This window comes from Streptomyces sp. NPDC060028, from assembly GCF_042736725.1.
Classification (GTDB): domain Bacteria; phylum Actinomycetota; class Actinomycetes; order Streptomycetales; family Streptomycetaceae; genus Streptomyces.
The window spans coordinates 1-25008 of record NZ_JBHWVJ010000104.1; the positions used below are offsets into that span (position 1 = coordinate 1).

The 25008-nt window shown below is 73.8% G+C and carries 25 protein-coding genes and 1 riboswitch; of the genes, 10 read left to right on the top strand and 15 right to left on the bottom strand.

The window, feature by feature from the left end; genetic code table 11:
• Positions 1-26 precede the first annotated feature (26 nt).
• From ACFWBF_RS32965 to ACFWBF_RS32990, 6 genes are all read right to left on the bottom strand, one after another.
• Positions 27-818 (bottom strand): ECF transporter S component, encoded by a 792-nt coding sequence (locus tag ACFWBF_RS32965; protein ID WP_385608339.1) that lies wholly within the window; start codon positions 816-818, stop codon positions 27-29.
• A 71-nt stretch (positions 819-889) separates the two neighbouring features.
• Positions 890-2773, bottom strand: coding sequence for an ABC transporter ATP-binding protein (locus ACFWBF_RS32970; RefSeq protein WP_385608317.1), 1884 nt, complete (start codon positions 2771-2773; stop codon positions 890-892).
• Positions 2770-3831: an energy-coupling factor transporter transmembrane component T gene (locus tag ACFWBF_RS32975; protein WP_385608340.1), complete on the bottom strand. Its 1062-nt coding sequence runs from the start codon at positions 3829-3831 to the stop codon at positions 2770-2772. Before ACFWBF_RS32975 ends, ACFWBF_RS32970 begins: the two co-directional genes overlap by 4 nt.
• A 380-nt stretch (positions 3832-4211) precedes the next feature.
• Positions 4212-4868, bottom strand: coding sequence for an SCO2322 family protein (locus ACFWBF_RS32980; protein ID WP_385608318.1), 657 nt, complete (start codon positions 4866-4868; stop codon positions 4212-4214).
• Entirely contained in the window at positions 4868-6169 is a 1302-nt protein-coding gene (locus tag ACFWBF_RS32985; RefSeq protein WP_385608319.1) for a prenyltransferase/squalene oxidase repeat-containing protein, read from the bottom strand. The genes ACFWBF_RS32980 and ACFWBF_RS32985 overlap by 1 nt, the downstream gene beginning before the upstream one ends.
• A 129-nt stretch (positions 6170-6298) precedes the next feature.
• Positions 6299-6377: riboswitch (cobalamin riboswitch) on the bottom strand.
• 138 nt (positions 6378-6515) lie between these two features.
• The gene (locus ACFWBF_RS32990; RefSeq protein ID WP_385608320.1) at positions 6516-7577 is read right to left on the bottom strand and encodes an MBL fold metallo-hydrolase; all 1062 of its coding nucleotides are present in this window, start codon (positions 7575-7577) and stop codon (positions 6516-6518) included.
• A gap of 203 nt (positions 7578-7780) precedes the next feature.
• Between ACFWBF_RS32990 and ACFWBF_RS32995 the strand changes: the two genes are divergently transcribed.
• Both ACFWBF_RS32995 and ACFWBF_RS33000 read left to right on the top strand, forming a co-directional pair.
• Positions 7781-9253, top strand: a complete 1473-nt coding sequence (locus ACFWBF_RS32995; RefSeq protein ID WP_385608321.1) for an aldehyde dehydrogenase — start codon at positions 7781-7783, stop codon at positions 9251-9253.
• On the top strand, positions 9253-9486 hold the full coding sequence (locus tag ACFWBF_RS33000; protein ID WP_385608322.1) for a ferredoxin: 234 nt from the start codon (positions 9253-9255) through the stop codon (positions 9484-9486). The genes ACFWBF_RS32995 and ACFWBF_RS33000 overlap by 1 nt, the downstream gene beginning before the upstream one ends.
• A gap of 90 nt (positions 9487-9576) precedes the next feature.
• Here the strand turns inward: ACFWBF_RS33000 and ACFWBF_RS33005 are convergent, their stop codons facing one another.
• On the bottom strand, positions 9577-10218 hold the full coding sequence (locus ACFWBF_RS33005; protein WP_385608323.1) for a TetR family transcriptional regulator: 642 nt from the start codon (positions 10216-10218) through the stop codon (positions 9577-9579).
• A 205-nt stretch (positions 10219-10423) separates the two neighbouring features.
• On the opposite strand from ACFWBF_RS33005, the gene ACFWBF_RS33010 reads away from it, so the two are divergent.
• The 3 genes from ACFWBF_RS33010 to ACFWBF_RS33020 all read left to right on the top strand — a co-directional run bounded on the left by ACFWBF_RS33010 (position 10424) and on the right by ACFWBF_RS33020 (position 13642).
• On the top strand, positions 10424-11737 hold the full coding sequence (locus tag ACFWBF_RS33010) for a glycosyltransferase family 4 protein (RefSeq protein ID WP_385608324.1): 1314 nt from the start codon (positions 10424-10426) through the stop codon (positions 11735-11737).
• Positions 11738-11822: 85 nt separating this feature from the next.
• The gene (locus ACFWBF_RS33015; protein ID WP_365927891.1) at positions 11823-12557 is read left to right on the top strand and encodes a class I SAM-dependent methyltransferase; all 735 of its coding nucleotides are present in this window, start codon (positions 11823-11825) and stop codon (positions 12555-12557) included.
• Positions 12554-13642 carry a prenyltransferase gene (locus ACFWBF_RS33020; protein WP_385608325.1) on the top strand — a complete coding sequence of 363 codons (1089 nt, stop codon included), beginning with the start codon at positions 12554-12556 and terminating at the stop codon, positions 13640-13642. Before ACFWBF_RS33015 ends, ACFWBF_RS33020 begins: the two co-directional genes overlap by 4 nt.
• Before the next feature lie 46 nt (positions 13643-13688).
• On the opposite strand, the gene ACFWBF_RS33025 is transcribed toward ACFWBF_RS33020, so the two are convergent.
• Positions 13689-13991 (bottom strand): hypothetical protein, encoded by a 303-nt coding sequence (locus ACFWBF_RS33025; RefSeq protein ID WP_385608326.1) that lies wholly within the window; start codon positions 13989-13991, stop codon positions 13689-13691.
• A 112-nt stretch (positions 13992-14103) separates the two neighbouring features.
• Between ACFWBF_RS33025 and ACFWBF_RS33030 the strand changes: the two genes are divergently transcribed.
• Positions 14104-14751: a hypothetical protein gene (locus ACFWBF_RS33030; RefSeq protein ID WP_385608327.1), complete on the top strand. Its 648-nt coding sequence runs from the start codon at positions 14104-14106 to the stop codon at positions 14749-14751.
• Positions 14752-14778: 27 nt separating this feature from the next.
• Entirely contained in the window at positions 14779-15210 is a 432-nt protein-coding gene (locus ACFWBF_RS33035; RefSeq protein ID WP_385608328.1) for a hypothetical protein, read from the top strand.
• Here ACFWBF_RS33035 and ACFWBF_RS33040 read toward each other — a convergent pair.
• From ACFWBF_RS33040 to ACFWBF_RS33070, 7 genes are all read right to left on the bottom strand, one after another.
• Positions 15207-16217, bottom strand: a complete 1011-nt coding sequence (locus ACFWBF_RS33040) for an LLM class F420-dependent oxidoreductase (protein WP_385608329.1) — start codon at positions 16215-16217, stop codon at positions 15207-15209. The genes ACFWBF_RS33035 and ACFWBF_RS33040 overlap by 4 nt on opposite strands.
• A 120-nt stretch (positions 16218-16337) precedes the next feature.
• Positions 16338-17177, bottom strand: a complete 840-nt coding sequence (locus ACFWBF_RS33045) for a hypothetical protein (protein WP_385608330.1) — start codon at positions 17175-17177, stop codon at positions 16338-16340.
• Positions 17178-17316: 139 nt separating this feature from the next.
• Positions 17317-18282: an N-acetylmuramoyl-L-alanine amidase gene (locus tag ACFWBF_RS33050; protein ID WP_385608331.1), complete on the bottom strand. Its 966-nt coding sequence runs from the start codon at positions 18280-18282 to the stop codon at positions 17317-17319.
• Between the two features lie 93 nt (positions 18283-18375).
• Positions 18376-18726, bottom strand: a complete 351-nt coding sequence (locus ACFWBF_RS33055) for a hypothetical protein (protein ID WP_385608332.1) — start codon at positions 18724-18726, stop codon at positions 18376-18378.
• A gap of 48 nt (positions 18727-18774) precedes the next feature.
• Positions 18775-19425 (bottom strand): class I SAM-dependent methyltransferase, encoded by a 651-nt coding sequence (locus ACFWBF_RS33060; RefSeq protein WP_385608333.1) that lies wholly within the window; start codon positions 19423-19425, stop codon positions 18775-18777.
• 107 nt (positions 19426-19532) lie between these two features.
• Positions 19533-21323 carry a protein kinase gene (locus tag ACFWBF_RS33065; protein ID WP_385608334.1) on the bottom strand — a complete coding sequence of 597 codons (1791 nt, stop codon included), beginning with the start codon at positions 21321-21323 and terminating at the stop codon, positions 19533-19535.
• Between the two features lie 88 nt (positions 21324-21411).
• The gene (locus ACFWBF_RS33070; protein ID WP_385608335.1) at positions 21412-21825 is read right to left on the bottom strand and encodes an ATP-binding protein; all 414 of its coding nucleotides are present in this window, start codon (positions 21823-21825) and stop codon (positions 21412-21414) included.
• An 84-nt stretch (positions 21826-21909) separates the two neighbouring features.
• On the opposite strand from ACFWBF_RS33070, the gene ACFWBF_RS33075 reads away from it, so the two are divergent.
• From ACFWBF_RS33075 to ACFWBF_RS33085, 3 genes are read left to right on the top strand one after another with little or no spacing between them, the layout of a single operon-like run.
• Entirely contained in the window at positions 21910-22758 is an 849-nt protein-coding gene (locus ACFWBF_RS33075) for a helix-turn-helix domain-containing protein (protein WP_385608336.1), read from the top strand.
• A complete protein-coding gene (locus tag ACFWBF_RS33080) occupies positions 22718-22984 on the top strand; it encodes a DUF397 domain-containing protein (protein ID WP_385608337.1) in 267 nt (88 codons plus the stop codon). Before ACFWBF_RS33075 ends, ACFWBF_RS33080 begins: the two co-directional genes overlap by 41 nt.
• A gap of 60 nt (positions 22985-23044) precedes the next feature.
• Complete coding sequence (locus tag ACFWBF_RS33085; protein ID WP_385608338.1) at positions 23045-24943, top strand: serine/threonine protein kinase; 1899 nt, start codon at positions 23045-23047, stop codon at positions 24941-24943.
• Positions 24944-25008 lie beyond the last annotated feature (65 nt).

Sequence of the window (25008 nt, forward strand, 5' to 3'; positions counted from 1 at the left end):
CTTTCGGAGGTGCGGTCGGAGGGGGCCTAAACCCCCGAATCGAAGGAAATCGGTGCGTCGAAGGCGGCTTTGCGGGTCGCCCGCCGCAGCGCCTTCAGCACCGTGGCCCCGAGCGCGAGCGTCAGGACCACGGTCAGCGTCGCCCGGCCCAGGTCCCAGCCCAGCGAGGTCGCCACGCAGTACGCGGTGAAGCGCGCGAGGTTCGCGGGCACCGGGTCCCCGGGGTGGAAGGAGATGCCCTGGCCCATGCCCTGGAGCAGCACCCAGCCCTGCAGGTTCATGACCGTGCCGTACGCGAAGGAGCCCACGCAGCCGTACGCCGCCAGCATCAGCAGCTCCGCCCGGCCCCGGATCCGCTCCGGACCCGGCAGCAGCCCGGCGCCCAGCGAGAACCAGCCCATGGCGAGCATCTGGAACGGCATCCACGGCCCGACCCCGCCCGTCAGCAGGGCGGACGCGAACATCGTCACCGAGCCGAGCACGAAGCCGAAGCCCGGGCCGAGGACGCGGCCGCTCAGCACCATCAGGAAGAACATGGGCTCCAGGCCGGCCGTGCCCGCGCCCAGCGGCCTCAGCGCCGCCCCGACGGCGGCGAGCACCCCGAGCATCGCCACCGCCTTGGCGTCCATGCCGTCGTCGGCGACGGTCGCGACGACCACGGCGACGAGGAGGGGGAGCAGCGCGGCGAAGAGCCACGGGGCGTCCTGGGAGTGGGCGAGACCGGACTGCCGGTCGGCGAGGAGGGGCCAGCCGAAGGCGGCGATCCCGATCAGGGTGACCAGGATCAGCGCGGCGGCGGCGCGGGGGCCGATGCGGATGGCGCGCGTGGCGCGCGTGGCGCAGGCGGGGCGGGTGGCGCGGGCGGTACGGGCGGTGCTGTCGGGGTCGGTCACGGCTGCTCCGGGGCGGCCAGGGCCAGGGCCTCGGCGACCTGGCTCACGGTGAGCCAGTGGCCCGGGGCGAGAATCTTGGCCACCTGGGGCGCGAAGGCGGGGGAGGAGACCACGACCTCGGCGGTCGGCCCGTCGGCGACGACCTCGCCGCCGGCCAGGATCACCACGCGGTGGGCCAGCTCGGCGGCGAGCTCCACGTCGTGGGTGGCCAGGACGATGGCGTGGCCTTCCGCGGCGAGGGCCCGCAGGATCGCGATCAGCCGGACCTTGGCGGCGTAGTCCAGACCGCGCGTCGGCTCGTCGAGGAGCAGCAGGGCCGGGCGGCCGGTGAGCACCAGGGCCAGGGCGAGGACGAGGCGCTGGCCCTCGGAGAGGTCGCGGGGGTGGGTGTCGTCGGGGACGTCCGGGAGCAGGGCCGACACCAGCTCCCGGCAGGTGCCGGGGGGCGCGCCGGCGTCGGAGTCCGCGGCGGCGCACTCTGCGGCGACCGTGTCGGCGTAGAGGAGGTCGCGGGGCTCCTGGGGGACGAGGCCGACGCGGGTCACCATCTCGGGCGGTGGTGTGCGGTGCGGGGTACGGCCGCCGACGGTCACCTGGCCGGTGGTGGGGGCGACGGTGCCGACCAGGGTGGAGAGGAGGGTGGACTTGCCGGCGCCGTTGCGGCCCATGAGGGCGATGGTCTCGCCGGGCGCGACGGTGAGGGTGATGCCGCGGAGCGCGTCGGTGTGGCCGCGGCGGACGCCGAGGTTCTTCGCCGTGGCCACCGTCTCGGCCGCCGCGGCCGGGGTGGTCACGGGCGCGGCCCGCCGCAGCAGACGTACCAGCCGCCCGGCGGCGCCGGTCCTGGGTGCTCCGCCCCCAGACCCCCGCGCCTCAAACGCCGGCGGGGCTGGATTGTGGCTGGTGCCGGTGTTTCCGGCGTCCCCGGACTTCCGCGCCTCAAACGCCGGCGGGGCTGGGTTGTGGCTGGTGCCGGCGTTGCCGCCCGGCAGGCTGGGTTGCCCGGAGGGCAGCTCCACCCCCGTCGGCGTTTGAGGCGCGGGGCCCGGGGTGGCCGCCGCGGCGGCGGACAGGCGGGCTGCCAGGGGCGCGGCGCGGCGGCGGGCGTCGCGGATGGAGAGGGGGAGGGGGGTCCAGCCCGCGAGGCGGCCCAGGGAGACCACCGGGGGGTGGACCGGGGAGACGGCCATGATCTCCGCCGGGGGGCCCAGGACCGGCGCGGCCCCTGGGGACGGCAGGAGCAGCACCCGGTCGGCGTACTGGACGACCCGTTCCAGCCGGTGCTCCGCCATGAGGACCGTGGTGCCGAGGTCGTGGACCAGGCGCTGGAGGACCGCCAGGACCTCCTCCGCCGCCGCCGGGTCCAGCGCCGAGGTGGGCTCGTCCAGGACCAGGACCCGGGGGTGCGGGGTCAGGACCGAGCCGATCGCGACCCGCTGCTGCTGGCCGCCGGAGAGGGTGGCGATGGGGCGGTCGCGCAGTTCGTTCAGGCCGAGCAGATCGAGGGTCTCCTCCACCCGGCGGCGCATCACCGCAGGTGGCAGGCCCAGGGACTCCATGCCGTACGCCAGCTCGTCCTCCACCACGTCCGTCACGAAGTGGGCCAGGGGGTCCTGGCCGACCGTGCCGACCACGTCCGCGAGCTCGCGGGGCTTGTGGGTGCGGGTGTCGCGCCCGGCGACCGTCACGCGACCGCGCAGCGTGCCGCCCGTGAAGTGGGGGACCAGCCCGCAGACCGCCCCCAGCAGGGTGGACTTGCCGACCCCCGACGGGCCGACGAGGAGGGTCAGCTCCCCTTCCGGGATCACCAGGTCGACGCCCTGGAGGGAGGGAGCGGCCGCACCGTCATAGGTGACCGACACCTGCTCGAAGCGGATCACTGCGACGCCTCCTTGGGCGGTACGGGTGCCACGAAGGCGGGCAGCAGGCCTATCAGGACCGCCGCCGCGGGCCACAGCGGCAACTCGGGGGCGACGAGCGGGACCACGCCCGGGCGCAGCGCGTCCGGGTCGAGGGTGCCCGCGTGGATGAGGAGCACGGCGACGGCCACGCCGGAACCGGCGACCAGCCAGGCCCGCGGGCCCCACCGGTCGGGCCGGTAACGGGTGCGCACCGAGCGGCGCCCGCCGAGCCGCAGGCCCGCGAGGGCCAGGACCAGGCCGATGCCGAGCACCGGCAGCCCGTACGAGGCGCCCTGCGCGGCGAGCAGCCCGTACGTGCCCGCGCACATGCCGAGCAGGCCGCCGAGGGTGAGGACGTTCGTGGTGTGCCGGACGGCGGGCGGGACCTGCGCGCTGCGCCCGTACCCGCGCGCGTCCATCGAAGCGGCCGTCGCGACGGAGCGCTCCAGGGCTCCCTCCAGGACCGGCAGGCCGATCTGGAGGATCGCCTTCACTCCGCCGGTGGGGCGGCCGCGCAGCCGGCGGGCGGTCCGCAGGCGGACGACGTCGGCGACCATGTTCGGCGCGAAGGTCATGGCGACGACCACGGCCACCCCGGCCTCGTACAGGGCGGCCGGGAGGGATTTCAGCAGCCGTGCGGGGTTGGCGAGGGCGTTCGCGGCGCCGATGCAGATCAGGAGGGCGGCCAGCTTGGCGCCGTCGTAGAAGGCGAAGAGCAGCTGCTCGGCGGTCACCTTGCCGCCGAAGCGGATGCCCTGGGCCCAGGCGGGGAGCGGAATCTCCGGGAGGGTGAAGAGGGTGTGCGAGCCGGGGACGGGGGAGCCGAGCAGCATGGAGAAGAGGAGGCGCAGGCCGATGACGAAGAGGCCGAGCTTGAGGAACGCCCCGTAGGAACGGGCCCAGGGGGCGCAGGTGCGGCGGGCCGCGACGACGTAGCCGGCGACGCCGATGATCAGGCCGAGGAGGAGCGGGTTGGTGGTGCGGGAGGCGGCGGTGGCCAGACCGAGCGCCCAGAGCCACCAGGCTCCGGGATGCAGGGCCGTCGCCCGGCCGGCTTGCGGGGGCTTCCATCGGTTGTACGAGGACCAGTGCGCGGGACCGGTCGCCGCGGGCCGGCTCCGCCGGGGCGGGGCCGAGCCGCCGTCTGCGGCTCCGGTGGGGGTGCGGGCCGCCGCCGGCCGGGCGGGGTGCCCCTCCGCACCCGGGCGGGTTGCACCCCGGGTGCGGGTGGCCCCGGCGGGCCGGTGAGCACCTTCGGCGACTGCGGCACCTGCGGCACCGGGGCGGGGCGCGACTGCGTTGCCGTCGGCGCGGTCGGAGCCCTCGGCACGGGCGGTGTGGTCGGCCCGGGCTGCGCCCCCGGCGCGGGTGGCTGCCGCGGCGGGGGCCGGCGGGATGGCGGGGGTGGCGGGGTCCGTCATCGGTTGCGGCGGCGGGACTGCCAGATGCCGGCCGCGGCCAGGGCCAGTACCGCGGCGATGCCCGCCAGGAGGCCCGCCGAGGGGCCGGTGTCCCCGGAGTCCTGGGCCGCGGGCGCCGCCGAAGGCTTCGGCTCGGGCGGGGCCTGCGCGACCTGGTCGCCACAGCCCTGCTTCGGGTAGCCGGAGATCGCGCAGAGCAGCGCCGAGCTGTTGTAGCGCAGCGGCTTCGCGACCGCAGCCAGGGCCTCGGCCGCCGTGGCCTCGGGGGCCACCTGCGCGCAGGCCGTGCGCGGGGTGTCCTGCGGCGGGGTTTCCCCGGCCGGGGCGTCCGCCGGGACGCCGAAGTCGACGACGACGGCGACCCGCTTGCGGCCCTCCAGCGCGGCGGTCGCCCCGCAGACGGCTTCGAAGTCGGCCGCGGCCCGCGGTGTGGCGGCCTCGGCCGCGGCGTCCTGGCTCACCGCGAAGCGGAACCCGAGCGTGGCGCCGTCCGCGGGGCGGGCGATCGAGGGCCCCTGGGTGGCGTACGCCCACCGGCCGCCGGCGCCGTCCCAGAACGACCAGTACCGGTAGCCCGCCGCCAGCGCCGGAGTGGCGGCCAGCAGGGTCAGCAGGACCCCGAAGGCCAGGGCCGCAGTCGTCAGCCGCCGCATCAGAGCTGGTTCTTCTTCCTGCGGCCGCTCAGCAGGAAGCCGATGCCCATGCCGGCCGCGGCGCCCGCGCCGACGATCCACCAGACGCTCTGGCCGCCGGAGTCCTTGTCGCCCTCGGCGTCCTTGGCGTCCTTGTCGTTCTTGCTCTCCGCCTTGGCAGTGGCGTCCGCACCCTGGGCGGCCGGGCCCTGCGCGTTCAGCTCGGCCACGAGGTCGGTGCCGCCGAAGGACTTGGGGTCCTTGCCGCCCGCGTGCGCGGCCAGGATCAGCTGGGCGTATGCGCCCGGGCCCGCCGTCTTCGCCCACGCGGCGGCGTTCTGCTCCAGCCAGACCAGCGGCTTCGCGGCGGCGTCCTTGTGGCCGCTCGCGGCGAGCGCGACGACCGCGTCCGCCGTGTTGCCGAAGTCGGGCTGCTCGCCCGCGCCCGCGAGCGCGGACACCAGGTGGTCGCCGGACTTGGCCATGGTGTCGGTCAGGTACCGGGAGCCGCCCTCGGCGGCGTACTCGCGGCTCAGGGCGCCGCCCTTGCAGTTGACCGGGTTCTCCTCGACGGGCTTGTCGGTCTTGGGCGCCTCGACGGTCATGCCCTTGCCGAGGAGGCCGAGCACCGCTGCCGCGGTGGCATCGGCGTTGGGCAGCAGGACCCCCTTGTCCCGCTGGAACGCGAACGCCCCGGTGGGGGTGTCGCCGGTGGTCCCGTCCTCGCGGCAGGTGATCTGGAACGCCTCGATGGCGGTGGCGGGCGCCGTGCCGGCCTTGGACTTCACCTCGTCGGGCTTCTCGCCGGCCGCCGCGAGGGCGCCGATCACGATGCCGGTCGAGTTGGTGTCCGTGCCGGTGTCCATGGCGCCGCCGGGGTTGGAGCTCCAGCCGCCGTCCTCGTTCTGTACGGACTTCAGCCAGCCGACGGCCTTCTTCACCGTCTCGTCGTGCCCGCCGAGCGCGGCCAGCGCCTGCACGGCGGCCGCGGTGGCGTTGGAGTCGATGTACGTCGAGGCGTCGCACGCCTTGGCCGTGTCCGGGCGGAAGGAGGGGAAGGAGCCGTTCGCGCACTGCTGGCCCGTCAGCCAGTCGACGGCCTGCGCGGTGGGCTTGACCCCGGCCGTGTGCTGGGCCACGAAGGCGAGCGACTGGCGGAAGACCCCGTCGTACGTCGGGTCGTTCTTGCCGTACAGCCCGGAGGGGATGACCGGGGGCGCGGAGGCGGAGGGCGCCGCGGTGTCGGCGAGGGCCGCGGGGGCGGCGCCCGCGCAGAGCACGGCGGAGGCGGCGAGCGCGGCTGCGCTGCGGCGGACGTTCATGGGGCGGGTGCCTCTCCTGCTGGGGAGCTGGAGGCAGGCACGCTCAGGCACCGGGCTCCGGCTCCGTGTACCTCGACGGTGCCGGCCACCGGAGGAACCGGCGGCGCGAGCCGCGCACCTCCGGTACAAGGCATTCCGGCTCCCCGCCCGGGCCTCGCCGGGGGTGGGTCACGGTTGCGGGTCAGCGCCGGAATTGCACCGGCTTCCCCCCGTACGGAAGTGTGGACGACGGGCACACTGTACCGGCCCGTAGCGCCCCGGGGCCGGGTGGCGCCGGGCTGGGGCGCCCCTTACATCGGCGTCCCCGGCATCGCCGGCGCCTCCTGGGCCGCTTGCGCCGCTCCGGTCACTCCAGCGCCCGGTACGTCACCGGGTCGGTGCCCGGCACCGCCTCCGCCCGGCCCTGCTTCACCAGCCGCCGCAGGTGCGCCTCCGCTTCGGAGACGGCGATGTTGCGGGAGCCGTACGGGATCTGCTCCCAGGGGCGGTTCCACTCCATCCGCTCCGCCAGCCCCCACGGAGTGAGCGGCTCGGCGAGCAGCCGCCACAGCCCCGTCAGCCGCTCCTCGTGGTGCTCCAGCAGCTCCCGTACGCGGGCCGGGGCGTCGGTGAAGGCGTGCTGATGGGCGGGGAGCACCTCGGCCGGGCGGAGCCGGCCGATGCGTTCGAGGGAGTCGAGGTAGTCGCCGAGGGGGTCGGTGACCCGGGTGACACCGTGCTCGTCCGGGGCCTCGTACAGGCCGATGTGCGGGGAGATCCCGGGGAGCAGGTGGTCCCCGGAGAAGAGGCGGCCGTTGCCGGGGAGGTTCGCCGGATGCTGCTCCTCCAGGTGCAGGCAGACGTGGCCGGGGGTGTGGCCGGGCGTCCAGATCGCCCGGAGCCGGCGGCCGGCCAGCGGCAGCAGTTCGCCGGGGACGATCTCCCGGTCGGGCACGGCGGCCCGCAGCCCGGGCAGGGTACGCATCCGGCCGCTCGCGCGGGCCGCGCGCAGGGGGGCGATGTGCGCCTCGGGGGCGCCGGCGGCGGCCAGCTTGTCGCTCATGTAGTCGAACCAGACGCCGGGCTCGGACGCGCGGGTGCGTACGACGACCTCGGTGTCGGCGGCGTGCATGGCGATCCAGGCGCCGGACGCCTCTCTGACCTGGCCGGACAGGCCGTGGTGGTCGGGGTGGTGGTGGGTGATGACCACGCCGTGGACGCCGGAGACGGGGATGCCGAGGGTGTCGAGACCGGCGACGAGGGTGTCCCAGGACTCCGGGTCGTCCCAGCCGGTGTCGACGAGTACGGGGCCGCGGTCGGTGTCGAGGACGTGGACGAGGGTGTGTCCGAGGGGGTTGTCGGGGATGGGGACCTTGATGCCCCACACGCCGCCGCCGTGGTCGGTGACCTGTGACGCGTCCTGTGACATGAGGGCTCCCTGTGGCCGATGGGGCTCGCTCCGAGGAGAACGAGAACATGTTGCAGTAGTCGCCCAAGTCGACCATCTCCGCGTCGTTCTGACTAGTCGTTGGATCTTCTCGTCGTGGGTGCGTGCGTTCCGTCCTGGCCGTGGACTCCTCGAACTAGAACTGGTATCAGTTCTGGAACGCCAAGCCGCAGGAGGCATCAGCCATGACCGAGCTCGTGGAACACGGACAACTGTTCATCGGCGGGGAGTGGACGGATCCGCTGGGCACCGACACGATCGAGATCGTCTCCCCCCACACCGAGCAGGTCATCGGCAGCGTCCCGCACGCCTCGAAGGCGGACGTGGACCGCGCCGTCGCCGTCGCGCGCAAGGCCTTCGACGAGGGCCCCTGGCCGCGGATGACCCTGGACGAGCGGATCGCCGTCGTCGCCCGGATCAAGGACGCCATCGCCGTCCGGCACGAGGAGATCGCCCGCTCGATCAGCTCCCAGAACGGGTCCCCGTACTCCTGGAGCATCCTGGCCCAGGCGCTCGGCCCGATGATGGTCTACGACGCCGCGATCACGGTCGCGCGCGGCTACGCGTACGAGGAGCACCGCCAGGGCGTCCTCGGGCCGATCCTCGTCCGCCGGGAGCCGGTCGGGGTCGTCGCGGCCGTCATCCCGTGGAACGTTCCCCAGTTCGTGGCCGCGGCCAAGCTGGCGCCGGCGCTGCTGACGGGGTCCACGGTGATCCTCAAGCCGTCCCCCGAGGCGCCGCTCGACTCGTACATCCTGGCCGACATCGCCCGCGAGGCGGGGCTGCCCGAGGGGGTGCTGTCGATCCTGCCGGCCGACCGCGAGGTCAGCGAGTACCTGGTCGGCCACCCCGGAGTCGACAAGGTCGCCTTCACCGGCTCGGTCGCGGCCGGCCGGCGGGTCATGGAGGTCGCCGCGCGCAACCTCAGCCGGGTCACGCTGGAGTTGGGCGGCAAGTCCGCCGCCGTCATCCTCGGCGACGCCGACCTGGAGACCACCATCGCCGGGATCGTGCCCGCGGCCTGGATGAACAACGGCCAGGCGTGCGTGGCCCAGACCCGGGTGCTCGCGCCGCGCAGCCGGTACGAGGAGGTCGCGCAGGCCCTCGCCGCCGCGGCCGGGGCGCTCGTGGTCGGCGACCCGCTGGACCCGGCGACGCAGCTCGGGCCGCTGGTGGCCAAGCGGCAGCAGCAGCGGTCGCTGGACTACATCCGCATCGGGCAGGAGGAGGGCGCGAAGGTCCTCACCGGCGGCGGCCGCCCGGCGGGACTCGACCAGGGCTGGTACGTGGAACCCACCCTCTTCGGCGACGTCGACAACTCGATGCGGATCGCCCGCGAGGAGATCTTCGGGCCCGTCGTCTGCCTGATCCCGTACGGGGACGAGGAGGAGGCGGTACGGGTCGCCAACGACTCGGAGTTCGGGCTGAGCGGCAGCGTCTGGACGGGGGACGTGGAGCACGGCATCGACTTCGCCCGCCGGGTACGGACCGGCACCTTCAACGTGAACACCTTCAGCCTGGACATGCTGGGGCCGTTCGGCGGCTACAAGAACAGCGGCGTCGGGCGGGAGTTCGGGCCGGAGGGGCTGAGCGAGTACCTGGAGCACAAGATGATCCACCTCCCGGCGGGCTACCAGCCGCCTGCGGCGGGTGCGTGATGGGCGACCGCTGGCACGTCGAGGTGGACCGCGGGGTCTGCATCGGCTCGGGCATGTGCGTGAACCACGCCCCGGACGGCTTCGCCCTCGACTCGGCGCGGCAGTCGCACCCCCGCTCCCCGGAATCGGACGCGAACGAGCCGGCCCTCACGGCGGCGGAGGGCTGCCCGGTGGAAGCCATCACGATCACCCTGGCGCAAACGGGCGAGGCGGTGTTCCCGCCGGAGGAGTAGGGGGCGGGGGTGGGCGGGGGTGGGCGGTGCCGGGACCGGGCTTGCACGGGGGCGTTCCGGCCCTCGCCGGCACCCGCCCCGCAAGCGGGATCAGGCCGAATCGGAGTCCGGGGACGTTATGTCGATCAGGCGGCAGACCGTTTCTATGTCGATCTTGACCTGGGCGATCGAGGCGCGGCCCGAGAGCCAGGTGATCAGGGCCGAGTGCCAGGTGTGCTCGATCACGCGGACCGCCGAGAGCTGTTCCGGGGTCGGCGGGGCGTCCAGGCCCATCGCGTCGAGGATGATGGCCGTGGTCAGGCGGGAGACCGTGTCCACCTCGGGGCTCACGCTGCGGTCCGCGAACGTCAGGGCGCGGACCATCGCGTCCGCCAGGTGCGGCTCGCGCTGGAGGGCGCGGAAGGCGCGCATCAGGGTCTCCGCCACCCGGGCCGCCGGCTCGTCGCCCGCCGGGGGGCGTTTGCGCAGGGTGGTGTGCATGTGCTGGAGCTGGTCCTGCATGGTGGCGACGAGCAGGTGCACCTTGGACGGGAAGTAGCGGTAGAGCGTGCCGAGCGCCACCTGGGAGGACTCGGCGACCTCCCGCATCTGTACGGCGTCGAAGCCGCCCCGGCTGGCCAGCTGGGCGCTGGCGTGCAGGATCCGGCGGCGGCGTGCCTCCTGGCGTTCCGTCAGGGGAGGGGACGCCGGTGTGGTCGCCGGTCTCGTGACGGCCTTCGCATCCGCTGTCATGTGTCCCGTTCCTGGCGTGGCGAGGTCTGCTCCGGAGCCAGCATGTCAGGCGCCGGAGCCGTGGCGCGAATCACCTGCTCCACCTCTTACGGTGTGGTTTCCGGCCGGTAGATTCAATGGTCTTCGACGGATCAAGTCTGAAACTTGTTCTACATTATGCGAGCGGTTACGCTCCGGCGAAAGTGCAGGGAGAAGGGGGCCGAGAGTGACCGCTGAGGCCATGGTGACGAGCCCTTTCGTGGGTTCCGCCACCGACGGCGACCGCCCGTTGCGCATCGCACTCCTCACCTATAAGGGGAACCCGTTCTGCGGCGGCCAGGGCGTCTACGTCCGCCACCTCTCGCGCGAGCTCGTGAAGCTGGGCCACTCCGTCGAGGTCATCGGCGCGCAGCCCTATCCCGTGCTCGACACCGGCGCCACCCTCACCGAGCTCCCGAGCCTCGACCTCTACCGCAGCCCCGACCCGTTCCGCACCCCCAAGCGCGACGAGTACCGGGACTGGATCGACGCCGTCGAGGTCGCCACCATGTGGACCGGAGGCTTCCCCGAGCCGCTGACCTTCTCGCTGCGCGCCCGGCGCCACCTGCGCGAGCGCGCCGGGGAGTTCGACGTCATCCACGACAACCAGACCCTGGGCTACGGGTTGCTGGGTGAGCTCGGCGCGCCGCTGGTGACGACGATCCACCACCCCATCACCGTCGACCGGGGGCTCGACCTCGCCGCCGCCCAGGACCGCAAGAAGCGGCTCTCCGTGCGGCGTTGGTACGGCTTCACGCGCATGCAGGGCCGCGTCGCCCGCCGCCTGCCGTCCGTGCTCACCGTCTCCGGCTCCTCCCGGCAGGAGATCGCCGAGCACCTGGGCGTGCGCGACGAGCGGATCCACGTCGTGCACATCGGCGCCGACACCGACCTGTGGTCGCCCGACGCGTCCGTGGCCGTGGTGCCCGGGCGGATCGTGACCACGTCCAGTGCCGACGTGCCGCTCAAGGGGCTCGTCCACCTCGTCGAGGCGCTCGCGAAGCTGCGTACCGAACAGCCCGACGCCCACCTCGTCGTCGTCGGCAAGCGCGCCGAGCGCGGACCGGTCGCCCGCGCGATCGAGACGTACGGGCTCCAGGACGCGGTGCGCTTCGTCAAGGGCATCACCGACGCCGAGCTCGTCGACCTGGTCCGCAGCGCGCAGATCGCCTGCGTGCCCTCCCTCTACGAGGGCTTCTCGCTCCCGGCGGCCGAGGCCATGGCCACCGGCACCCCGCTGGTCGCCACCACCGGCGGTGCGATCCCCGAGGTCGCCGGCCCCGACGGCGAGACCTGCCTGGCGGTGCCCCCGGGCGACGCGGGCGCGCTGGCCGCCGCCCTGGGCCGGCTGCTGGGCGACGCGGAGCTGCGCGCCCGCCTCGGCGCCGCCGGGCGCGAGCGGGTGCTGGCCCGGTTCACCTGGGCGAGAGCCGCCGAGGGGACCGTCGTGCACTACCGCGCCGCCGTCGAGCAGGCCGCCCGTACCCGCCGTACGCGGTGACCTCGGGTCCGTTCTCGTTGCACCACCCGCTGCTCCTCCCGTTCCGTCTCTCTCCCCGCCCCCACCTCCGCGAAGGCAGGACCACGTGCTGACCGTCGATTTCTCCCGGTTCCCGCTCGCCGCAGGCGACCGCGTGCTCGATCTGGGCTGCGGCGCAGGCCGGCACGCCTTCGAGTGCTACCGGCGCGGCGCCCAGGTGGTCGCCGTCGACCGAAACGGCGAGGAGATCCGCGAGGTCGCCAAGTGGTTCGCCGCGATGAAGGAGGCCGGCGAGGCCCCGGCCGGCGCCACCGCCACCGCCATGGAGGGCGACGCCCTCGCGCTGCCCTTCCCCGACGAGTCCTTCGACGTCGTGATCATCTCCGAGGTGATGGAGCACATCCCCGACGACAAGGGCGTGCTCGCCGAGATGGTCCGCGTCCTCAAGCCCGGCGGACGCATCGCCATCACCGTGCCGCGCTACGGCCCCGAGAAGATCTGCTGGGCGCTCAGCGACGCGTACCACGAGGTGGAGGGCGGCCACATCCGCATCTACAAGGCGGACGAGCTCCTCGGCAAGATGGAGGCCGCGGGCCTCAAGCCGTACGGCACGCACCACGCGCACGGGCTGCACTCCCCGTACTGGTGGCTCAAGTGCGCCTTCGGCGTGGACAACGACAAGGCGCTGCCGGTCAAGGCGTACCACAAGCTGCTCGTCTGGGACATCATGAAGAAGCCGCTGGCCACGCGCCTCGCGGAGCAGGCGCTCAACCCCGTCATCGGCAAGAGCTTCGTGGCGTACGCGACCAAGCCGCACCTCCCGGTCGGCGCGGCCCTGTGACCTCGCCCGGGCGCACCGAGCCGGAACACCTGGTCCTGGACGGCGTACTGACCGCCGAGCAGGCCGCCGCGACGGTGGCGGGGATCCTCGCCGCGCAGCGCGCGGACGGGGCCATCCCGTGGTTCCGCGGCCACCACCTGGACCCGTGGGACCACACCGAGGCCGCGATGGCGCTCGACGTGGCGGGCGAGCACGAGGCCGCGCAGCGGGCGTACGAGTGGCTCGCGCGGCACCAGAACCAGGACGGCTCCTGGCACGCCGCCTACGCCGACCGGCCGGACGGCGTGGACACCGCCGAGCCGCAGGACGCGAGCCGGGAGACCAACTTCGTCGCGTACATCGCGGTCGGGGTCTGGCACCACTACCTGGCGACCGGCGACGACAGCTTCCTGGACCGCATGTGGCCGGCGGTGTTCGCGGCCGTGGAGTTCGTGCTCGCGCTGCAGCAGCCGGGCGGCGAGATCGGCTGGAAGCGGGAGGCGGACGGCACGGCCGTGACCGACGCGCTGCTGACCGGGTCCTCCTCGATCCACCAGGCGCTGCGCTGCGCGCTGGCCATCGCCGAGCACCGCGAGGAGCCGCAGCCGGACTGGGAGCTGGCGGCGGGCGCGCTGGGGCATGCGATACGCCGCCACCCCGAGCGGTTCCTGGACAAGTCCCACTACTCGATGGACTGGTACTACCCGGTGCTGGCCGGTGCGCTCACCGGCGCCGAGGCGACGGCGCGGATCGAGGAGCGGTGGGAGGAGTTCGTCGTCCCGGACCTCGGGGTGCGGTGCGTGCTGCCGAACCCGTGGGTGACGGGCGGGGAGTCCTGCGAGCTGGCGCTCGCGCTGTGGGCGACGGGAGAGGCCGACCGGGCGCTGGAGATCCTGCGGTCGATCGGCCACCTGCGGGCCGAGAACGGCATGTACTGGACGGGCTACGTGTTCGAGGACAAGGCGGTGTGGCCGGTGGAGCAGACCACCTGGACCGCCGGGTCCCTGCTGCTCGCCGTCGCGGCGCTGGGCGGGGACGAGGCGACCGCCGAGGTGTTCGGAGGGACCTCGCTGCCGGGCGGGCTGGAGCCCGACTGCTGCCGTTAGGCCCGTGCGCGCCGGGCCGGACCCGGCGGGCACGGGTGGCAGGCCGTCAGCGGCGGTAGAGCCAGCCGGCGGCGGCGTGGCCGATGAAGAGGTAGGTCACGGCGGCGATGCCGTGGCCGACGACGACCTGGACCCAGTCGCGGCTGAAGGTGAACAGGTCGTAGGACCAGCCGGAGAGCCAGGCGGCGGCGTCGTGGATGAAGTCGACCAGGCCGTTGCCCTGGTTGGCGTCCAGCAGGTACAGCAGGATCCACAGGACGATCACGAAGGCCAGTGCGTCCGCCACCAGTGCGACGGCCCGGCCTGCCTGGCTGCTTCCTCGGGCGTGTACTCGCGTGTGTGTGGGCATGCAGCGCGTGTTGCCGCCCGGGCGGCGCGCAAACCCGAACGGGTCCCCCGAGTGGTGCGGTCGGGCGGCCGGGGTGAGGCTGCGGGGGACACCCCAGTCCCCGGAGGCAATCGTGGCCGTACCCACCACCGTCCGATTCCGCCGCGCCCTCACCGCGCTGGTCCTGTCCACCGCGCTGGTCGCCGGTGCCACCGCCTGCGGCAGCGGCGGCGGTGACGGCGGAGGCCAGCGCGAGGAGGTCGTCTCCGCCGCGGCGGTCGCCGAGCTGGCCGCCCTCGCGGCCGCGGAGCCGGCCGCCGCGGAGGAGGACGAGCTGGCCGCTGCGACGCCCGCGCCCAGCACGCCCGCGGAGAAGCAGAAGTTCGCCAAGACGCGCTTCGTCGCCAACGCCGGGCTCGCGGCCGGGGCGACGTACCAGTGGATCATCAAGCCGTACCGCGCGGGCAAGTTCAAGAAGGGCGCGAAGGGCCGTACGTTCGCGCTCATCAAGGCGGGCCTCGCGGGTGCCTTCGCGTACAACCGGCTGAAGGCGGCGGCCGACAACGCCAAGGGCGACCCGCTGCTGTCGAAGGCGATGGTCCCGCTGACGGCGGGCATCGAATCCCTCAAGGGCCTCGGCGGCAAGCTCCGCAAGGGCCAGGCGGGTGACGCCGACGTCAACTCCTTCCAGGACGTCATCAACGGCGTCAAGGAGGCGGGCAAGGGCGCGGGCGCGACGGTGACCGACCAGGTCCCGAGCGTCGGCCAGCTGGGCGGCTAGCCCCGGCCACCTGTTTCAATGGGTGGTGTGATCGATTCCGTCCTCACCTGGATAGCGGCCCTCGTCGGCGCCGCCGGCGCCGGGTGGCTCCTGCGGCGCAAGCACCGCGCGCGGGTGGCCGCCGGCCCGGCGGCCGGGATCCCGTGCATGGCGCGGCAGCCCGCCGGCGAGGGCCGCTGGCGCGTCGGCCGGGTGTACGCCGACCAGGGCGCGGCCCGCTGGGTTCCCCGGCGCGGCGCCCCGGTGGTCCTGGCCGACGGCCGGGCCACCGCTGTGCGGGTCCCCTCCGTGCGGGAGGGGATCTCCATCAACCCGGGATCGCGGATCGTCACTTGCGCGTACGCGGGCGGCGGCACGATGGAGATCGCCGTGATGCCGCTGGACCTGCGGGAGCTGCTGGCGGCGGTGCCGCAGGAGGCGGAGACGTCGCCGGACCAGTCGGAGAACCAAGAGAATTAGCTGTTGAGTTCCGCCAGGACGCGCAGGGTGTGCGGGTCCGGGGCGGTGAGGAGCAGGTCGGTGACCGGGCCCTTGCGCCACAGGTCCAGGCGCTCCGCGATCCGCGCGCGCGGGCCGATCAGGGAGATCTCGTCGGCGAAGGCGTCCGGGACGGCGAGGACCGCCTCCTCCTTGCGCCCGGCCAGGAACAGCTCCTGGATGCGGTGCGCCTCCTCCTCATAGCCCATCCGAGCCATCAGGTCGGCGTGGAAGTTGCGGGCCGCGTGGCCCATGCCGCCGATGTAGAAGCCGAGCATGGCCTTGACGGGCAGCAGCCCTTCGGCGACGTCGTCGCAGACGGTGGCCCGGGCCATCGGGGCGATCATGAAGCCCTCGGGGAGGTCGGTCAGGGAGGCCTGGTAGACGTCGGTGCGGGTCGGCGACCAGTACAGGGGGAGCCAGCCGTCCGCGATCCGGGTCGTCTGGGCGATGTTCTTCGGCCCCTCGGCGCCCAGCAGCAGCGGCAGGTCCGCGCGCAGCGGGTGGGTGATGGACTTGAGGGGTTTGCCGATCCCGGTGCCGTCCGCCCCGCGGTACGGGTGGCTGTGGAAGCGGCCGTCGAGGGTGACGGGGGCTTCGCGGCGCAGCACCTGGCGGATGACGTCGACGTACTCGCGGGTCGCGGTGAGCGGGCTCGCGGGGAAGGGGCGCCCGTACCAGCCCTCGACCACCTGGGGGCCGGACAGGCCCAGGCCCAGCATCATCCGGCCGCCGGAGAGGTGGTCCAGGGTGAGGGCTTGCATGGCGGTGGCCGTGGGGGTGCGGGCGGCCATCTGCGCGATGGCGGTGCCGAGCCGGATCCGTGAGGTGTGCGCGGCGATCCAGGTGAGCGGGGTGAAGGCGTCCGAGCCCCAGGCCTCGGCGGTCCACACCGAGTCGTAGCCGAGGTTCTCGGCCTCGACGGCGAGGTCGAGGTGGGCCGGGCCGGGGCCGCGGCCCCAGTAGCCGAGTGCGAGTCCGAGGCGCATGTACGGTCCCCTCCGCGATGCCGTGGCCGACCCGCCATATCTGACGGAGCGTCAGGCGACTGTAGGGCAACGGCCCCCCACCCGGAAGGGTGGGGGGCCGTTGCCCGTGCGGTCCCGGGATCAGCCGCGCTGGATGCCCGAGGTGTCGTTCAGGACGCCGCGGCGGCCGTCCTGGGTCTGGGCGATCAGCACGGCCGGGCCGCGCTGCTCCACGGCCAGGTACCAGGTGCCGGGGGCCAGTTCGGCGATCGGGGTGGGGGAGCCGTCCTCGGCGAAGAGGGGGCGGGCCACCGGCACCGCGAACCAGAACGGGGTGAAGTCCGCCGCCGGGGCGGGCGCGGCCGCCTCCTGCGGGGCCGGGTGGAAGTCCGCGCCCGGGGCCGGGGTGGCCGAAGCGTCCTGCGGGGTCCCGCCGTACGGCGGGGCCGGCTGCGGGGTGGTCCCGTACGGCTGCTGGGCGCCCGGGTAGCCGTACCCGGCGCCCGGCTGCGGCTGCGCGCCGTACGGCGGGACGGCCGCGGCGGCCGGCTTCGCCTCGGGCACCAGGGGCCCGGCCAGCGCCGGGATCTTCGAGCCGAACAGGGTCACGCCGGCCAGCGCCAGTGTGCTCACGAACGCGATGATGCAGCCGGCGCCCAGGTCGGCCCCGCTCGGGCTCGTGATCAGCGACCACAGCGAGGACCACGCGGCCGCGACGGCGAGCACGGTGCCCCAGGCCTGCAGCGGCAGCCCCAGGAGCTGGCGCCCCTCGGGCTGGAAGCGGGCCGCGATCAGCAGGCCGGCGGCGATGAAGGCGAGCAGGAAGATGGTGGGAAGCGCCAGACGGTACACGTCGGTGTCCCACACGCTCGGCAGGTCGAGGCCGGTCGCGGAGTAGAAATCGAGGAACGAGGCGATGAACAGCAGCGCCGCTGCTCCGATCACCACGCCGTCGCCTCGAGTGAGGGAGCGGATGTTCACGTCTTAGGTGTCCTTCTCGGTCTCGGTCGTCTCGTGGTGCCGCGGTCGCACGCGTCATGACGGGAGTGGGCGGGCGGCACCATCGTACGGAGGTCTACCGCGGCCGAGAGGATCGGGGCGGCGGGCTGTCCCGTGGGGACTACCCGCCCAGGAAGCCGACGATGCCGTCCGCGATGCCCTGGGCCGCCTTCTGGCGCCACTCCGGACTCGTCAGCTGCGCCGCGTCCTTGGCGTCACGCATGTTGCCGCATTCGATGAACACCTTGGGGCGGGTTGAGAGGTTCAGTCCGCCGAGGTCGTCGCGGACGACCAAACCGGTGCCGCTGCCGAGGTAGTTGGCGGGGGAGGAGCCGGTGGTCCGGGCGAAGTTCCCGGCGATCCGCTCGCCGAGCTGCCGGGAGGGTCCGACGATCTGCGCGGTGTCGGCGCCGCCGCCCTTGACCTTGGCGGGGAGGATGACGTGGAAGCCGCGGTTGCCCGCCGAGACGCCGTCCGCGTGGACCGAGACCACGGCGTCGGCGCGGGCCTCGTTGCCGATGCGGGCGCGCTCGTCGATGCAGGGGCCCCAGGGGCGGGCGGTGCCGGCCTCGTGGGTGAGGAGCACCTTCAGGCCGCGGCCCTCCAGGACGGTGCGCAGTCGGCGGGAGACGTCGAGGCTGAACTCGGCTTCCATGTAGCCGGCGTTGGTGGTGGTGCCGGTGGTGTCGCACTCCTTGCTGTTGGTGCCGATGTCCACCTGCTGGTCGATCTCGTCGGTGTGCTTGAAGTTCCCGGTGTTGTGGCCGGGGTCGATGACGACGGTACGTCCGGCGAGCGGGTCGGCCTTGGCGTCGGGGCCGGCGCCGGCGCCCGGGCTCGGTACGGGGGAGGTGGCGGGGGCTGGGGCAGGGAGGGCCATGGGCATGACGATCCGCGGCGGGCGCGCGTCGTCCGGTCCGGCCCCGGTCAGCACCTGGGTCAGCACCCAGCCCGCCAGGCAGGTCGGGGCGACGGCGGCCGCCGCGACGGCGAGGGTGGACCGCCGCGCGTACCAGGGCCGGTCCGGGGCGGCCGGGGAGGTGTCGTCGGCGGCGTCGGAGGGCGGGGGGCTGTCTTCGTAGCGCACGCCGCGATGCTAGACCTGCGATGTGCTTGTCGTACGGACCGTAGCCCGTCCGGGGGCGTGGCCGATGAGAGGCCACGCCCCCGGACGGGGGTCCTACCCGGCGGCGGCCGAACGCGTGAACATCGGCGCGCCTGAATTCTCCGGCTCGTAGTCGAACCGAACCCCTGGGGGCTCGTCCTGGCGCTGGTCGAGGGCCCAGGCTCCTTCGCCGGAGAACACGGATTCGGGGGTCGCGTCGCGTAGGCAGGCGGGGGGCGTCCGGACACCCGCGAGGGTCACCTTGCCGTCCTCTTTGATGTCGATCCGCCCGCCCTTGGACCCTTCCCACGTGCCGATGGCGTCCGCGGCCTTGAATCCGGGCACGCGATCGCGGTCCGCCTCGCGGATCGCGACCACAGCCCCCAGCGCAACGAGCAGCGCCAGGCATATCGCGGCGAAAGCCACGCTTCGGCCGTTCTTCTCGGGCGGGACGTCCGGGGGTGGAGGGGTGGGTCAGATGCCCTTGCTCGTGCGGCGCAGGACGCGGAGGGAGTCCGTTACCGAGAGCTCCTCGAAGGCGCCGGAGGACAGGGCGCGCAGGTAGATGCGGTACGGGGCCTGGCCGCCGTCGGCGGGGTCGGGGAACACGTCGTGGATCACGAGGGTGCCGCCCACCGCGACGTGCGGGGCCCAGCCCTCGTAGTCGCCTGTGGCGTGCTCGTCGGTGTGGCCGCCGTCGATGAAGACGAGGCCGAGCGGGCCGCCCCAGGCGGCCGCGACCTGCGGGGAGCGGCCGACGATCGCGATGACGTGGTCCTCCAGGCCGGCCCGGTGCAGGGTGCGGCGGAAGGTCGGCAGGGTGTCCATCAGCCCGATCTCCGGGTCCACCACGGTCGGGTCGTGGTACTCCCAGCCGGGCTGCTGCTCCTCGCTGCCGCGGTGGTGGTCCACGGTGATCGCGGCGACACCGGCCTCGCGGGCGGCGTCGGCCAGCAGGAGCGTGGAGCGCCCGCAGTACGTGCCGACCTCCAGGAGCGGGAGCCCGAGCGCGGCCGCCGCCTGCGCCGCCGCTTCGTACAGGGCGAGGCCCTCGCGTACGGGCATGAACCCCTTGGCGGCCTCGAAGGCGGCGAGGGTCTCCGGCTTGGGGGTGGCGGCGGCCATGGGTTCCTCCTGAGCTGCGACTGGGCGGCCCATGGTGCCCTACCGCCGGGTAGCGGGCCATGGCGGGTCCGGGTTCGGCGTCCGGGGTCCGGGGCTGTGTCTGCGCCTCAGAGGCCGAACAGGCGGGACAGGCCGCTGCTCGTCCCGTCGGCCTTGCGCCGCTCCCGCAGCGCCCGCCGGAAGTCCGCCCGCATGTCGGAGACCTCCTGGGCCAGCCAGGCGCTGCCGGAGAGGAAGGGCAGCCGGTGCAGCAGCAGGTTCATGTGCGCCAGGGCGCTCGCGGGGTCGCCCGCGTCCCCGATGCTGCGCAGCACGCGGTAGGCCACCTCCGGGTCGCCGCGCTCCGCGAGTTCGGCGAGGTCGGGGAAGAGCCGCCAGTACAGGGTCGCGGCGCCGGCCGAGTCACCGAGCAGCCAGGCGTCGTGCGCCAGCCGGCGCCGTACGTCCCGCAGCACCGGACTGTCGGCGCTCAACGCCCATTCCAGGTCGGGCAGCAGCGGCCCCAGCCAGGCACGCTCGCTCCGGGCCCGCTCGGGGGTGCGCGCGTCCCACTGGCCGTCGCGGGCGTGGGGGCCCCGGTGCATGGCCGAGGCCAGGTGGTAGCGGGCGGTCAGCGTGACGGTGGCGTGCGCGCCGAACACCCGCGTCGCCTGCCCGACGACCTCGCGCAGCTCCTCCTCGTACCGGCGGCCGTCGCCGGTCCCGAAGGCCGCCGCCTCGCCGATGTACGCGGCACGCGCGGTGATCGTGTCGGGGTGGTCCAGGCCGAGCACCCGCATCATCCGCGGCAGGATGCGCTCCAGCTCCGTCGCGGAGCGCCCCCGGACGCGCATCGCGCGGTGGTACGCGGCCCGCAGCGTGAGCGGGTCGTGCGCGCCCAGCTCCTCGGCCAGGTCGCCGGCCAGCACGCCGAGCCGTTCCGCGGCGTCGGCCGGGTCGTCCTCCAGCAGAGCCGTCAGCCTGCGCGCCAGCATGGTGCGGACCGGATCGCCGGCCTCGGTGTGCACGGTGGGGGAGTACGACGGCGGAGGCGGCCAGGCCGCCGGCGCCGGGGCCGGCGCGGGTTCGGCCGGTCCGCCCCCGGCGATCTCCGCCAGCCGGCGGGACACCTCGCCCGCGCTCGCGGGGCGCGCAGCGGGGTCCTTGGCGAGCAGGTCGAGTACGAGGGAGTCCAGCGCGGCCGGCAGCCCGGCCCGCAGGGAGCCGGGCGCGGGCGGCTGCGTGGTGAGGTGCTGGGCGAGCAGCTCGTGCATCTCCCGGGCGGGGAAGGGGCGGGACCCGGTCAGCAGCTCCATGAGCACGCAGCCGAGCGCGTACAGGTCGGCCCGGCCGTCGACGGGCACGCCGTTCGCCCCGCCGGTCCACCGCTCGGGCGCCATGTACGGGAACGAGCCGATGATCATGCCGGTGGCCGTCAGCTCCGTACCGGGCCCGCTCCGGGCCTTGGCGATGCCGAAGTCGAGCACCTTCGTCACCCCGCCCGAGGTGACCATCACGTTGGCGGGCTTGATGTCCCGGTGGACGATCCCGGCGTCGTGGGCGGCCCCGAGCGCGTCCGCGATCCGGGCGGCCCACTCCAGGGCGTCCGCGAGCGGCGGTAGGCCGCCCTCCAGGACCTCGGCCAGGCTGCGGCCCCGGAGCAGCTCCATGACGAGGAAGACGGCACCCCGCCCGGCCCGCTCGGTCCGGCCGAAGTCGTGGACGGTGGCGATGTTGGGGTGCGCGAGGTTGCCGGCCAGGCTGGCCTCCCGCTCGAAGCGGCGGGTCTCCTCGGGCGTCTGCGGGTACCCGATCTTGACCGCGACCTGCCGGCCCACCCGGCTGTCCTCGGCCCGCCACACCTCGCCGAAGCCGCCCTGACCGAGCAACTCCTGAAGCGCATAACGGTCTTCGATCACTTCCCGCACGTACCCGGCCCCCGTCACTCCCACAACGCCCCCTCGCCAGGAGCATTATCGCGGAGGACGTGCCGACGGCCTCAGGGGTTCACACGTCGCACTCGAACCACACCGTCTTGCCGGTGGCCCGCGGCAACGTGCCCCAGCGGTCGGCGATGGCCTCGATCAGGAGCATCCCGCGGCCGTCCTCCGTGAGCGGGTCCTTGCCGCCCCCGGGTACGCGCGGCGGGTGCGGGCAGCCGTCCGTGACCTCGACCCGCAGCCCTTCCGGCCGCCGCAGGATGAGCACCGCGCAGCCCCGGCCGGGGACGTGCCGTACGACGTTGGAGACCAGCTCGGTCAGGGCCAGCTCGGCGGCGTCCGACAGCTCGGCGATGTCCCACGCGGCGAGGAACAGCCGCAGGATGCGGCGCATGTGCCCGGCCGAGTGCTCACCGACGGTGAAGCCCATGTGGTAGCTGTCGCCAATCGCCGCCGGGAAGGCGTCAGTTGCGTGATTCATGTCACCAGAGTGGACGGGCGTGGTTACGCTCGGCTACGGGTTGAAACGAACGCCGCACCGCGTGAACTTGGGGGAGACCGCCTCATGGTCAACATCCGCGATCTGGATCCCAGCGCCTCGCCGCTGGACTACTACGGCGCCGAACTGCGCCGCCTGAGAGAGGAAGCCGGGCTGAAGCAGCTCCAGCTCGGCCGCATCGTCTTCTGCACGGCCTCGCTGATCGGCCAGGTGGAGACGGCGAGAAAGGTCCCGACCCGCGACTTTTCGGAACGGGTTGACGCTGCGCTGGGGACGGGCGGGGTGTTCTCCCGGCTGGTGGGGTTGGTGCTGAGGAGTCAGCTGCCGACGTGGTTCCAGGCGTACGCGGAGATGGAGGCGCGGGCGACCTACATCTCCACGTTTCAGCCCCAGCTGGTGTACGGGCTGTTGCAGACCCCCGAGTACGCACGGGCGGTGCTGGGCGTGCGCAACGAGAAGAACCTCGACGCCCGGGTGGCGGCCCGGATGGACCGCCAGCGCATCCTGGGCCGCGAGAACCCGCCACTGATGTGGGTGGTGCTGACCGAGGCGGTTCTCCATCAGGAGATCGGCGGCCGGGAGGTCATGTGGAACCAACTCGCCCATTTGTTGACTCTTCGGGAGCGGGAGTGGGTGAAGGTACAGATCCTGCCTTTCGGGGCAGGCTCCCACGCCGGATTGATGGGCGAGTTCAACCTCCTACGGTTCGACGACGACCCGGACATCGTCTATACCGAGGACTTCATCCAGGGCCATATGACGGCTAATCCACAGGCCCTCAGGGAGGGTTCGCTCCGTTACGATCACTTGCAGGCCGCCGCGCTCTCGCTAGAGGACTCGGCGGGGCTGATCGCCCGCGTAATGGAGGAGCGTTATGGACACCATCCAGAACCTGAAGGGCGTGCACTGGCGTAAGTCGTCATACAGCGGCGACACCGGCGGGAACTGCGTGGAGTGCGCCCCGCTCAACGGAGCCGCCTGGCAGAAGTCCTCGTACAGCGGCGACACCGGCGGCGAATGCATCGATGTCGCCGCCCAGCCCTGCCTCGTCGCCGTCCGCGACTCCAAGAACCCCGGTGGTCCCGCCTTCACCGTGAGCCCCGGTGCCTTCACGGCCTTCGTGAGGGCCCTCTCCGTCTGATCCCCTTTACCCTGAGGCGAGTTCGACCGACCACAGGGGACCGACGGGGGAACCGGCAGCATGAGCAGTCAGGACGACGACGACAACGTCGACGGCGGCATAAAGCCGCTCGCGGCCGCGGATCCGACCCGAATAGGGCCGTACCTGCTGCTCGGGCGGCTCGGGGCCGGCGGCATGGGGCGGGTGTTCCTGGCCCGGTCCGAGGGCGGGCGGACCGTCGCCGTGAAGGTGGTGCACGAGGAGCACGTCTCGAACGTGCAGTTCCGCGCCCGCTTCCGGCGCGAGATAGACGCCGCCCGGCGCGTCGGCGAGCGCTACACCGCGCCCGTCATCGACTCGGACCCGGACGCGGAGCGGCCCTGGGTCGCGACGGGGTACGTGCCCGGGCTCTCGCTGGAGCAGATCGTGCGCCGGCACGGCCCGCTGCCCGTGGAATCCGTACACGCCCTCGCCGAGGGGCTGTTGCACGCGCTGAAGGACATCCACGCGGCCGGGATCGTGCACCGGGACCTGAAGCCGTCGAACGTGATGCTGACCGTCGAGGGCACCAAGGTCATCGACTTCGGCATCTCGCGCGCCCTGGAGACCTCCGTCGAGTCGCTGCTCACCAGCACCGGGATGGTCGTGGGCTCGCCCGGGTTCATGTCGCCCGAGCAGGTGCGCGGGCAGCGGGCCGGGGCGAAGAGCGACGTGTTCACGCTCGGCTGCGTCCTGACGTACGCGGCCACCGGTCAGCTGCCCTTCGGGGCCGGTGCCAGCAACCAGCACGCGGTGATGTTCCAGATCGTGGAGGCCGAGCCGGAGCTGGGTCGGGTGAAGGACGAGGCGCTGCGCGCGCTCATCCTGCGCTGCCTGGTCAAGGGGGTCGAGGAACGGCCCGGCGTGGACGAGCTGCTGGAGGATCCGGAGCGGGTCCGTCCGGCGGCGCTCGGCGGGGCGTGGCTGCCGCCCGGGGTCGTGGCGCGCCTCGCCCAGCAGGCGGCGCGGCTGCTGGACGCGGAGGCGGCGCCCGAGCGGGACCCGGCGCCGGGCGCGGCCGTGGACCCCACGGACCGGGCGACGCTCGGGCTGCGCCCGGAGGTCGGGTCCGCCGAGCTGGTGGCGGCGACGCCGGGGCCCGCGGGCGGGCCGGTGGCAGTGGCCGAGACCGGGCAGGGCCGGCGGCGCGCGCGGCGGCGCCTGACGGTGGCCCTGCCGGCCGTCTTCGTGATCACGATCGGCGGTGGCACGGTGGCGCTGCTCCAGCCGTTCGGCGGCGGCACGTCACCGGAGGCGAAGTCCCCGGCGGCCGGCGCACCCGTGACGCCGGGCGGGGGCGGCTCCTCGGCGGCGCCGAGCGGTTCGCCGGGCCCGGGTTCGCAGAGCCCGCAGGACCCCCAGAGTCCCGCCCCCGGTACTCCGGACGGCGGCCAGGTCGGCGGCGCCGTGCAGGGCGGCGCCGCGGGTGCGGGGACGCCCGGCGGTGGCGCCGGCGCCCCCGGTGGCAGCGGGAGCGGCGGCACCAAGTCCAGCGGGGGCGTCGTGGCCGGGGGCGCGAACGGCGGCGGTTCCCCCGCGGGCGGCACCGGCACGCAGCCCACCACGCCCGGTGGCGGGGGCTCGCCGAGCGGCGGCGGCTCGTCCGGCGGAGGCGCGGTACCGGCGTACTTCGTCGGCACCTGGACCTACAAGGGGCAGTTCAACATCGGCCAGCCGGACACGGTGACCGTCAGCCGCACCGGTGCCATCCGCCTGATCTCCGACAACCAGATGGGCCATTGCGAGCACATGGCCAAGGTGGTGTCGGTGACGGGCGGGAACAAGATGAACGTCAGCGCGGGGGCGGAGGACAAGTCCAAGTCCGACAACCAGTTCTGCGGGACGCTCGACCCGTCGTTCTTCACCAAGAGCGAGCCGATGGGGCTCCAGCACAACGTGGGGCCGTCGCACGGCGAGGGGTACTACTACGAGCGGTCCTGACCCCCCGGCCGCCGGGCCCCCGCGAAGGAACACCTTCATCTGACCTTCCGTCAGATTGGAACGTG

Bases quoted from the DNA above. Each gene is read 5' to 3' on its own strand.
- ACFWBF_RS32980 (WP_385608318.1), bottom strand. From the start codon at position 4,868: ATGCGGCGGCTGACGACTGCGGCCCTGGCCTTCGGGGTCCTGCTGACC.
- ACFWBF_RS32985 (WP_385608319.1), bottom strand. From the start codon at position 6,169: ATGAACGTCCGCCGCAGCGCAGCCGCGCTCGCCGCCTCCGCCGTGCTC.
- ACFWBF_RS32990 (WP_385608320.1), bottom strand. From the start codon at position 7,577: ATGTCACAGGACGCGTCACAGGTCACCGACCACGGCGGCGGCGTGTGG.
- ACFWBF_RS32995 (WP_385608321.1), top strand. From the start codon at position 7,781: ATGACCGAGCTCGTGGAACACGGACAACTGTTCATCGGCGGGGAGTGG.
- ACFWBF_RS33000 (WP_385608322.1), top strand. From the start codon at position 9,253: ATGGGCGACCGCTGGCACGTCGAGGTGGACCGCGGGGTCTGCATCGGC.
- ACFWBF_RS33005 (WP_385608323.1), bottom strand. From the start codon at position 10,218: ATGACAGCGGATGCGAAGGCCGTCACGAGACCGGCGACCACACCGGCG.
- ACFWBF_RS33025 (WP_385608326.1), bottom strand. From the start codon at position 13,991: ATGCCCACACACACGCGAGTACACGCCCGAGGAAGCAGCCAGGCAGGC.
- ACFWBF_RS33040 (WP_385608329.1), bottom strand. From the start codon at position 16,217: ATGCGCCTCGGACTCGCACTCGGCTACTGGGGCCGCGGCCCCGGCCCG.
- ACFWBF_RS33060 (WP_385608333.1), bottom strand. From the start codon at position 19,425: ATGGCCGCCGCCACCCCCAAGCCGGAGACCCTCGCCGCCTTCGAGGCC.
- ACFWBF_RS33070 (WP_385608335.1), bottom strand. From the start codon at position 21,825: ATGAATCACGCAACTGACGCCTTCCCGGCGGCGATTGGCGACAGCTAC.
- ACFWBF_RS33075 (WP_385608336.1), top strand. From the start codon at position 21,910: ATGGTCAACATCCGCGATCTGGATCCCAGCGCCTCGCCGCTGGACTAC.
- ACFWBF_RS33080 (WP_385608337.1), top strand. From the start codon at position 22,718: ATGGACACCATCCAGAACCTGAAGGGCGTGCACTGGCGTAAGTCGTCA.
- ACFWBF_RS33085 (WP_385608338.1), top strand. From the start codon at position 23,045: ATGAGCAGTCAGGACGACGACGACAACGTCGACGGCGGCATAAAGCCG.